Below are 8,306 nucleotides of genomic sequence, written 5' to 3' on the forward strand. Positions count from 1 at the left end.
GGCCTGAAGCTCGTCGCCGACACGGTTCGCCAGCTGTCCGAACAGTCCCCGGCGGCGATGCGCGCCCGCCGCCTCTACCGCCGCGTGCGCCCCGGCGGCGACACCCCCTGACCCGCGCCGGGGTGTCCCGTGAAGGCCCCCTTCCCTGCGCCTGGCGCAGCGAGGGGCCCCTTCCCTGCGCCATACGCAGGGAAGGGGTCCTGCACGGCACACCCGGGCGGCCTCAGCCGCGGCGGCGGGAGCGGAGGTGGTAGAGGGCGTACAGGGACCAGAAGGTGAGGGCGCTGAACACCATCAGCCCGCCGAAGATCCACAGCAGCCAGTTCGGCTCGCTGGCCACCAGGGCGAACACGAACACCGCCAGGCCCAGCACGGTCATCAGGGCGACCGAGACGAGCCTGCGGGTGGAGAACAGCTCGGCGGGCCCGGCGGAGCCCACGGCGGCCGTGGCGCCACGGGTGCCGCGACGGCGCCGGTCCGCACGGGCGGGACGGTCGGATTCGTCGGTCATGTCCGTCGATCCTGCCATCCCGCGCCCGGTGGCGGGGTCATGCTCCCGTCATCGCGTCCACACCGGTCAGTGCCCGGCCGATGAGCAGCTTCTGCACCTGGCTGGTGCCCTCGTACAGGGTGAGCACCCGCGCGTCGCGCACGTACCTGCCGACGGGGTACTCGTCGACGAACCCGTAGCCGCCGAACACCTGCAGGCAGTCGTTGGTCACCCGGACCGCGGTCTCGCTGGCCTGGTACTTCGCCGCCGAGGCGTTGGTGGCGTAGTCCCGGGGCGGCATGCCGGAGTCGGCCATCCGCGCGGCCTGGTGGGTCAGCAGCCGCGCGCCCTGCACCGCCACCGCGGAGTCCGCCAGCAGTTCCTGGACGAGCTGGAACGACGCGATCGCCCGGCCGAACTGGTCGCGTTCGGTCGCGTAGCGGGTGGCCGCGTCGAGCGCCGCCTGCGCCACACCGACCGCACCGGCCGCGACGGAGATCCGGCCGCGGGAGAGGGCACCCAGTGCGATCCCCAGTCCCTTGCCGACCGGTCCGAGCCGGGCGGAGTCGGGCACCCGCACGTCGTCGAAGGCGAGCTCGGCGGTGGCCTGGCCGCGCAGCCCGAGCTTGCCGTGGATCTCGGTGGCGGTGAACCCGGCCGAGTCGGTCGGGACCAGGAACGCGGTGACCCCGTCGTCGGTGCGGGCGAAGGTGAGCGCGACCTCGGCGCGGGTGCCGTTGGTGATGAACATCTTGCTGCCGGACAGCACCCAGTCGTCGCCGTCGGCGGTGGCGCGGGTGCGCAGCGAGCCCGCGTCGGACCCGGTCTCCGGCTCGGTCAGGGCGAAGCAGCCCAGCGCCTCGCCCGCGGTGAGGCGGGGCAGCCAGCGCTGCTTCTGCTCCTCGCCGCCGTGCGCGAGGATCGTCTTGGCGACCAGGCCGAGCGAGACCGACACGATGCCGCGCACGGCGGAGTCGCCCCGGCCCAGTTCCTCGGTCACCAGGACGGTGGACAGCATGTCGGCCTCGACGCCGCCGTAGGACTCGGGCACGCCCAACCCGAGGAAGCCCAGTTCCCCGAGCCGGGTCACGACGGAGTGGGGGACGCGCTCGGCGCGGTCCCAGTCGCGGGCGTACGGGGCGATCTCGGCGTTGACGAACTCGGCCGCCATCCCGCGGAAGTCGAGCTGTGTCCCGGTCAGCCCGAAGTCACGTGCCAGCACGGTGCTCCTCTCGGTCGGTGGTCCGCGGTGTGTGGTGCTCCACGCGGACGAAGGCGGGGCCGCGTGGAGACTCGTCGTGCGGGGGTCAGCGCAGGTACACCCGCTCGGGATCGATCGCGGTGCGCAGCATCGCCAGTTCCGCGTCGGTGGGGTCGGCGAGGGTGACCGGGTCGGCGGCGACCCGCAGGGGCCAGCCGGTGGCGGCGCGCACCCGCTCCACGCTCACGCCCCGCCGCAGCGCCGTGAGGGTGAGTTCCTGCCCCACGCCGTCCCGGGACAGCACGCCCAGATCGGTGATCACGCGGGTGACGCCGCGTCCGGCGGGGCGGACGCCGTCCGCGAGTGCCCGGTCCGGGCCGGGTGAGGTGCAGAAGTCCAGTTCGTCCACGAAGGACCGTGGGTCGTGTCGGCGCATGACGACGAACACCGCGTCCGCGCCCGCCATCACCTCGGTCGCGCCCCCGGGGCCGGGCAGCCGCACCCGGGGCGCGTGCCAGTCGCCGATCACCGACGAGTTGAGGTTGCCCCACCGGTCGATCTGCGCCGCGCCGAGGAACCCGACGTCGATGTGGCCGCCCTGCAGCACCGACCCGAACAGGGTGGGCATGTCCAGCACGGCCTCGGCGCCGGTCACCAGCACGGCGTCGGCGATCGTCTCGGGCAGGCTGTCCGGGTGCGCGCCGCACACCCCCGACTCGTAGACGACCTCCAGGTCGGGGGCCACGGTGCGCTGCGCCAGCGACGCCGCCAGGGTCGGCAGCCCGATCCCGGCGAAGACCGTGCCGGTGCCCGCGAGTTCCCGCGCGGCGACGACGGACACGAGTTCGGAGGAGGTCACCGGGCTCACCTGTCACAACCGCCTTCCGTAGTTCACCGGCGCGCTGAGTGCGTCGCCCACGGCCAGCCGGTCCCGGACGTCGCCGCCGAGCTTGGCGACGTACTCGGCGTGCTCCCGGGTGCCGTACACCCATTCGGTGAGCCACTCGCGCAGGCGCCGGGGATCGGCGCTGATCGCCGACCACGAGCGGTAGAACGTGTTGTCCCGGTCGTAGTAGCCCTGGGCGAACGAGGGGTGCGCACCGCGCGGGCACTCGACCACGGCGTCCACGGCGTGCGCGGGGATCAGGGTGCGGTTCGGGTCGGAGCGCACGACCTCGTCGGCGACGATCTCCTCGACCACCACGACGGCCCGCTCCGCGGCGAACACGGCCTCGGCCTGCACCCCGGTCAGGCCCCACAGCTGGGCGTTGCCGGCCCGGTCGGCGCGTTGCGCGTGCACGATCGTCACGTCCGGGTGCACCGGTGGCACCACGTAGATGTGCTCGGTGCCGCCGTCGGGACCGGGGAACGGGGAGGCGACCTTCCGGATGCCCGGGTTGACCGACGGCAGGTCGCTGCCCGCGTACGAGCGCAGCGGGTAGAACGGCAGCCGCTGTGCCCCGGCGAGGTAGCGGCAGATCATCCCGTAGTGGCTGTACTCCTCGTACTCCAGCGGTGCGGGCACCCCCCGCTCGATGCGGCCGCGCAGGTTGCCCAGCGACCCGGCCGAGGAGTTGCCCACGAACGACGACACCAGCTTGCGCACGCACCCGGCGGCCAGCATCTGGTCGACGACGATGTCGGCGGTCATCCGCACGACGGTGAGGTCCCGCCGACCCTGCCGGATGATCTCGTGGCCGGCGGCCGTGGGGATCAGGTGGGTGAACCCCTCCAGGGACACGGTGTCGCCGTCCCGGACGTGCGCGGCGATCGCGTCGTGCAGGGACGTCCTCTTGTCCGTTCTGCGGCCCGGCATCGGCGGCTCCTCCCGCGGTCGTGTGCTCACCGTGCCAGGGCGCATTCATCGCCGTCCAATACTCGATTAGGCTCGGACCGAGACCGTCGGCATATCAGTTTCCGATCCGGTGGGGTGCCCCGTGGAGATCCGTCATGTCGCCGCGTTCCTCGCGGTGGCCGAGGAACTGCACTTCGGCCGGGCGGCGCGCAGGCTGCGGATGGCGCAGCCGCCGTTGTCCCAGCGGATCCGCGCGCTGGAGCGGGAACTCGGGGTGCCGCTGTTCGAGCGCAACACCCGGTCGGTGCGGCTGACCAGCGCGGGGCAGGCGTTCCTCGACCCCGCCCGCCGGGTGCTGGACGACCTCGACCTGGCCACCCGCGCCGCACGGGCGGGCGGCCGCGGCGAGTACGGGCGGGTCACCGTCGGGTTCGCCGGGGCCTCCGCCCACGAGAGTCTGCCGCTGCTGACCCGGGCGGTGCGCGCGTCGCACCCCGGCATCGAACTGGTCCTGCGCGGCCAGACCTACGCCAACACGGCGCTGGCGCGGGTCGCGGACGCGTCGCTGGACCTGGGCTTCGTCCGCTCGCCCGCCCCGCAGCCGGGGGTGGCCACGCGGGTCGTCGACGAGGAGGAGATGATCTGCGCGCTGCCCGCGGACCACCGGCTCGCGCGGCACGACCGGGTTCCGGTGAACGAGCTGGCCGGGGAGCCGTTCGTCAGCTTCCCCGCGGGCGCCGGGTCGAGCGTGCGGGACGCGACCCTGCGGGCGTGTGTCGCCGCCGGGTTCCACCCGCGGGTCGTGCAGGAGGCCCCGGACACGCACACGATCCTCGCGCTCGTGGCGGCGGGGGTCGGCGTCACGCTCACGCTGACGACCTGCCGGCACGTCCAGCAGACCGGGCTCGTGTACCGGCCGCTGGCCGGGGAACCGGTCACCCTGGTGTCCGCGCTGGCGTGGCGGCCGGACAACCCGTCGGCGGCCCTGGCCACGGTGCTCGCCGTCGCCGAGCGGGCACTGCCCACACCCGACGGCGAGCCCACCGACCACACGCCGGACGCGGGGCCGCCGACCGGCACGGGCCCGGACACGGCCCGGTAGCCGACCGGCACGGCACCGGGGGACGCGCCCCTGCGGTGCTGGCCGTCGCCGGGGCCCAGCCCCTAGGCTCGGCGCGTGGCGACGTACTACGACGTGCATCCGCGCAATCCGCAGCCCCGGTCGATCCGGCAGGTCGTCGACGTGCTGCGGTCCGGCGGTCTGATCGCGTACCCGACGGACTCGGGTTTCGCGCTCGGCTGCACCCTGGGCAACAAGCGCGGCATGGAACGCATCCGGGCACTGCGCGACCTGGACTCCCGGCACCACTTCACGCTGGTGTGCCGGGACTTCGCCCAGCTCGGCCAGTTCGTGCATCTGAGCAACACGGTGTTCCGGGCGGTGCGGGCGTCGGTGCCCGGCCCGTACACGTTCATCCTGCCCGCGACGCGCGAGGTGCCGCGGCAGCTGGCGCACCCGAAGAAGAGGACGGTGGGGGCGCGGATCCCGGACCACGTCACCGCCCGGGCCCTGGTCACCGAACTGGGGGAGCCGCTGGTGTCGAGCACGCTGCTGCTGCCCGGGGACGAGGAGCCGATGACGGACGGGTGGGAGATCCGGGAACGGCTCGGTCACCTGGTGGACGTGGTGCTCGCCTCCGGCGACTGCGGCACCGAGCCCACCACCGTGGTCGACTTCTCCGACGACGAGCCGGAGGTGGTCCGCGTCGGCGCGGGGGACCCCGCCCGGTTCACCTGAGCCGGTCAGCTCTTCTCCCTGCCGGTGCGGGCGCGGAACCGGATCTGGTGGGCGGGCACGAACGTCGTGACGATCGTGCGCCACGCGAGGTCCGCGGTGAGCAGCTGGTAGGTGACCACGCCCAGCGCGGCCCCGTCGACCGACGGCATCCACCCGCGCAGCAGTCCCTTGGCCTCGTACCGGTACTGGATGCCCTCCTCGTCGTCCCCGGAGATCTCGAACGCGTTCTTGCGCAGCGCCGCGCGCGGGTCGACCCACACCCACTGCGGCGGGTCCACCGGCCGGAACGTGGGCGGTGCGTCCCCGGCCGGGGCCCACACCGGTCGGGTCGGGGTCGAACTCGCGTCCCGGCGCCACCACGGCAGTGGTGAACGCGGGGACGGTTCCGGCCGGTGTTCCGCCCGTTGCTCCGTCCGTCGCCGGTCCGGTTGCTCCATCGGCACTCCCTCACAACTCCCTCGATCGAACAATAGTTCGACTGAACGGCGGAGTGTCAAGGCGGGCGCCGCCCGGTGTCACCCGGAACACGGGGCCGCCGGTACCGGTGTTCACTGACCGGAACTCCTGTACTACCTTTTGCGGTGATCTTGCAGGCACGACAGGTCGGGGGTGTGACGATGTCCGGTGGCGAGACCACGATCGATACCACGAAGGCGAGCGTGGCCCGGGTATACGACGCTCTGCTGGGCGGTAAGGACAACTACGAGGTCGACCGGGTGGTCTACCGGTCGGTGCTGGAGTCCGACCCGCAGGCCCCCGCCACGGCCGTCGCGATCCGCGAGTGGCTGGTCCGCGTCGTGCGCTGGCTCGCGGGCCCGGCGGGCATGGACCAGTTCCTCGACTGCGGCTCCGGACTGCCCACCCAGGAGAACACCCACGAGGCGGCGCAGCGGATCAACCCCGAGGCGCGGGTCGTCTACGTCGACAACGACCCCGTCGTCGGGGCGCACGGCCGGGCGCTGCTGGAGGAGAACCCGTCCACCCACTTCGTCGAGGCCGACCTGGCGGACCCGGACGCCCTGCTGCGGCACCCCGACGTCACCCGGAACCTCGACCTGGACCGCCCGTACGTGCTGATGCAGTGCAACACCCTGCACCACCTGATGGACGACGAGGACCCGCACGGGATCATGCGCCGCTACGTCGACGCCCTCCCGTCCGGCTCGTACGTCGCGCTGTGCCACTTCTGGGACCCGCAGGACGAGGACCCGGAGTCGAGCACGTTCGCTGGGGACATGGAACAGCGCCTCACCGGCAGTTCGATGGGTTCCGGCCGGTTCCGCACCCGGGACGAGATCGCCGCCTACCTGGAGGGCCTCGAACCGGTCGAGCCCGGTCTGGTGCGCCTGCACGAATGGTGGCCCGACGGCCCCCGCCTGACCCCGCTGACGTCGATGGACCGCGTCCTGCTCAGCGGCGTCGCCCGCAAGCCCTGACCCGGGGCCGGGACACCGCACGGGCGGTCGGCGGCCGACGCTCCCGGCGGGCACCGACCTACGGCGACCGGGCGCTCGTCATCCCGGGTGCGGTGGGCTACCGAGGGGCGTCGAATCGGTGGTCGGTTGGTCCACGGTCTCCGGTGGGGCGGATTCGCGGTAATGAATCACTTTCCACGATGCGTCGTGGCGACGCATGAGGAAGGTCGACCGCCCTTCCACGACGAAAGGGGGCGCATGCCCGCCGTGCCGGCCTTCGAAACGGAAATGGCAGAAGGCGTGCGCGACATCGCCGAGGACACCGATGGACAGGGTGTCGACGTGCATAGCGGCCTGGAACGCCGGATCGGAAGAAGGAACCCGGTGATAGTAGGCTTCGATGTCCTTCCAGGTCCGCCGGGGAGTGGCCTCCTCCAACGCGACGTGGACGAGGTGGTCGTAGTCGCGATCCCAGATGGCGAGGAGATCGTCGACACCCATGGTGGCGAATCCTCGCCGGTATCGGTCGATGACGGCCGAGATCCGCTCCCGGTCCGTCGCGCTCGTCGGCATGTCGGTGACGCTAGGATATCGACAGCGCTCGAAGTCAAGCGTGGTCACCGCGGTCGTTAGCGCTTCGCGGGTTCCGGGCCCTCGCGAACCGGCCCGACGCCGACCGCCGTCTCAGACCATCAGCCCCGGCAGCCCCGCCGGTGTGGCCAGGGACCGGCGCCTGCGCAGCCACACCCGGCGGGTGCCGTCCGAGTAGAGCCGCACGCTGGACAGTTCCCAGCCGGAGAACTCCGCCTGGATGGACAGCTGCACGGTCGCCGAGATCCGCGACACCCCCGGGGGCAGCTGCACCCGGCGGTACTCCCAGTCCCCGTCGACCACCGCTTCCGTGCTCGTCATGGCTCGATCACCTGGATCCCTTCCCCGGCCGCCGAGCCGACCACGACTCGCGAGGTCCGTGGGTCGACGGTAACCGAATCCGGCTGGCGGACGGTGGGGTAGCGGTACCGTTCCTCGGGCTCGCCGCCGCGCATGTCGAACCCGACGACCTCGTTGCGCCGCGGGAGGGTCACCCAGGCCACGTCCGTGGTGGGGTCGTAGGCCAGGCCGTGCGGGCCCGCCGGGACCGGGTACCGCTGGCGCAGCAGGAACGGGTCCGGCGAGAACGCGAGCAGCCCGCCGCCGCGGGTGTCGGCGACCAGGATCCGGCCGAAGTCGTCGACGACGGCGTTGGTGGCGCCGTGGCCGGCCCGCAGTCCCCCGCGGAACTCGTCGCCGGCGACGTCCAGCCCGAACAGCGCCGTCCGCTCCCGGTCCAGCACGTACGGGTCGCCGTCGGCGATCAGCACGTCGTCGGCGCTGTAGAGGCCGCCCTCCACGGTGTCGGTGACCCGGCCGTCGGACAGGACGGCCACCGCCGCACGGTTCCGCAACGCCACGAGGGTGCGCCCGGCGTCGTCGACGACCGCACCCGAGGGCCCGCCACGGACCTCGGTGGTGTCCCGCTCACCGCCGGGCAGGGTGACCCGTGTGAGCACGTCGGCGCCGGGGACCGGCACCAGCACGGCCCCGTCGGTGACCGTCAGTTCGCCCGC

The 8,306-nt window shown here is 73.0% G+C and carries 11 protein-coding genes; 3 read left to right on the forward strand and 8 right to left on the reverse strand.

The window, feature by feature from the left end; genetic code table 11:
- Window positions 1–223 precede the first annotated feature (223 nt).
- From SACPADRAFT_RS0207330 to SACPADRAFT_RS0207345, 4 genes are all read right to left on the reverse strand, one after another.
- Window positions 224–511 (reverse strand): hypothetical protein, encoded by a 288-nt coding sequence (locus SACPADRAFT_RS0207330; protein ID WP_007025509.1) that lies wholly within the window; start codon window positions 509–511, stop codon window positions 224–226.
- Between the two features lie 37 nt (window positions 512–548).
- Complete coding sequence (locus SACPADRAFT_RS0207335) at window positions 549–1,712, reverse strand: acyl-CoA dehydrogenase family protein (RefSeq protein WP_007025510.1); 1,164 nt, start codon at window positions 1,710–1,712, stop codon at window positions 549–551.
- Window positions 1,713–1,797: 85 nt separating this feature from the next.
- Window positions 1,798–2,559 (reverse strand): CoA-transferase subunit beta, encoded by a 762-nt coding sequence (locus tag SACPADRAFT_RS0207340; protein WP_007025511.1) that lies wholly within the window; start codon window positions 2,557–2,559, stop codon window positions 1,798–1,800.
- Window positions 2,560–2,562: 3 nt separating this feature from the next.
- Window positions 2,563–3,507, reverse strand: a complete 945-nt coding sequence (locus tag SACPADRAFT_RS0207345) for a CoA transferase subunit A (protein WP_007025512.1) — start codon at window positions 3,505–3,507, stop codon at window positions 2,563–2,565.
- A gap of 121 nt (window positions 3,508–3,628) precedes the next feature.
- On the opposite strand from SACPADRAFT_RS0207345, the gene SACPADRAFT_RS0207350 reads away from it, so the two are divergent.
- The gene (locus tag SACPADRAFT_RS0207350) at window positions 3,629–4,588 is read left to right on the forward strand and encodes a LysR substrate-binding domain-containing protein (protein WP_007025513.1); all 960 of its coding nucleotides are present in this window, start codon (window positions 3,629–3,631) and stop codon (window positions 4,586–4,588) included.
- A 75-nt stretch (window positions 4,589–4,663) separates the two neighbouring features.
- The gene (locus SACPADRAFT_RS0207355) at window positions 4,664–5,284 is read left to right on the forward strand and encodes an L-threonylcarbamoyladenylate synthase (RefSeq protein WP_007025514.1); all 621 of its coding nucleotides are present in this window, start codon (window positions 4,664–4,666) and stop codon (window positions 5,282–5,284) included.
- Between the two features lie 5 nt (window positions 5,285–5,289).
- Here SACPADRAFT_RS0207355 and SACPADRAFT_RS0207360 read toward each other — a convergent pair whose 3' ends face one another.
- The gene (locus SACPADRAFT_RS0207360) at window positions 5,290–5,721 is read right to left on the reverse strand and encodes a hypothetical protein (protein WP_007025515.1); all 432 of its coding nucleotides are present in this window, start codon (window positions 5,719–5,721) and stop codon (window positions 5,290–5,292) included.
- A 180-nt stretch (window positions 5,722–5,901) separates the two neighbouring features.
- Between SACPADRAFT_RS0207360 and SACPADRAFT_RS0207365 the strand changes: the two genes are divergently transcribed.
- Window positions 5,902–6,720, forward strand: coding sequence for an SAM-dependent methyltransferase (locus SACPADRAFT_RS0207365; RefSeq protein WP_007025516.1), 819 nt, complete (start codon window positions 5,902–5,904; stop codon window positions 6,718–6,720).
- Between the two features lie 78 nt (window positions 6,721–6,798).
- Here the strand turns inward: SACPADRAFT_RS0207365 and SACPADRAFT_RS0207370 are convergent, their stop codons facing one another.
- The 3 genes from SACPADRAFT_RS0207370 to SACPADRAFT_RS33765 all read right to left on the reverse strand — a co-directional run.
- Window positions 6,799–7,272 carry a YybH family protein gene (locus SACPADRAFT_RS0207370; RefSeq protein WP_007025517.1) on the reverse strand — a complete coding sequence of 158 codons (474 nt, stop codon included), beginning with the start codon at window positions 7,270–7,272 and terminating at the stop codon, window positions 6,799–6,801.
- 111 nt (window positions 7,273–7,383) lie between these two features.
- Window positions 7,384–7,611, reverse strand: coding sequence for a DUF5703 family protein (locus tag SACPADRAFT_RS0207375; RefSeq protein ID WP_007025518.1), 228 nt, complete (start codon window positions 7,609–7,611; stop codon window positions 7,384–7,386).
- Window positions 7,608–8,306: YncE family protein (locus tag SACPADRAFT_RS33765; RefSeq protein WP_007025519.1), on the reverse strand; the 699-nt coding region annotated here is incomplete at its 5' end. The genes SACPADRAFT_RS0207375 and SACPADRAFT_RS33765, both read right to left, overlap by 4 nt.

The sequence above is a fragment of the Saccharomonospora iraqiensis subsp. paurometabolica YIM 90007 genome (assembly GCF_000231035.2).
GTDB classification, from domain to species: Bacteria; Actinomycetota; Actinomycetes; order Mycobacteriales; family Pseudonocardiaceae; genus Saccharomonospora; species Saccharomonospora paurometabolica.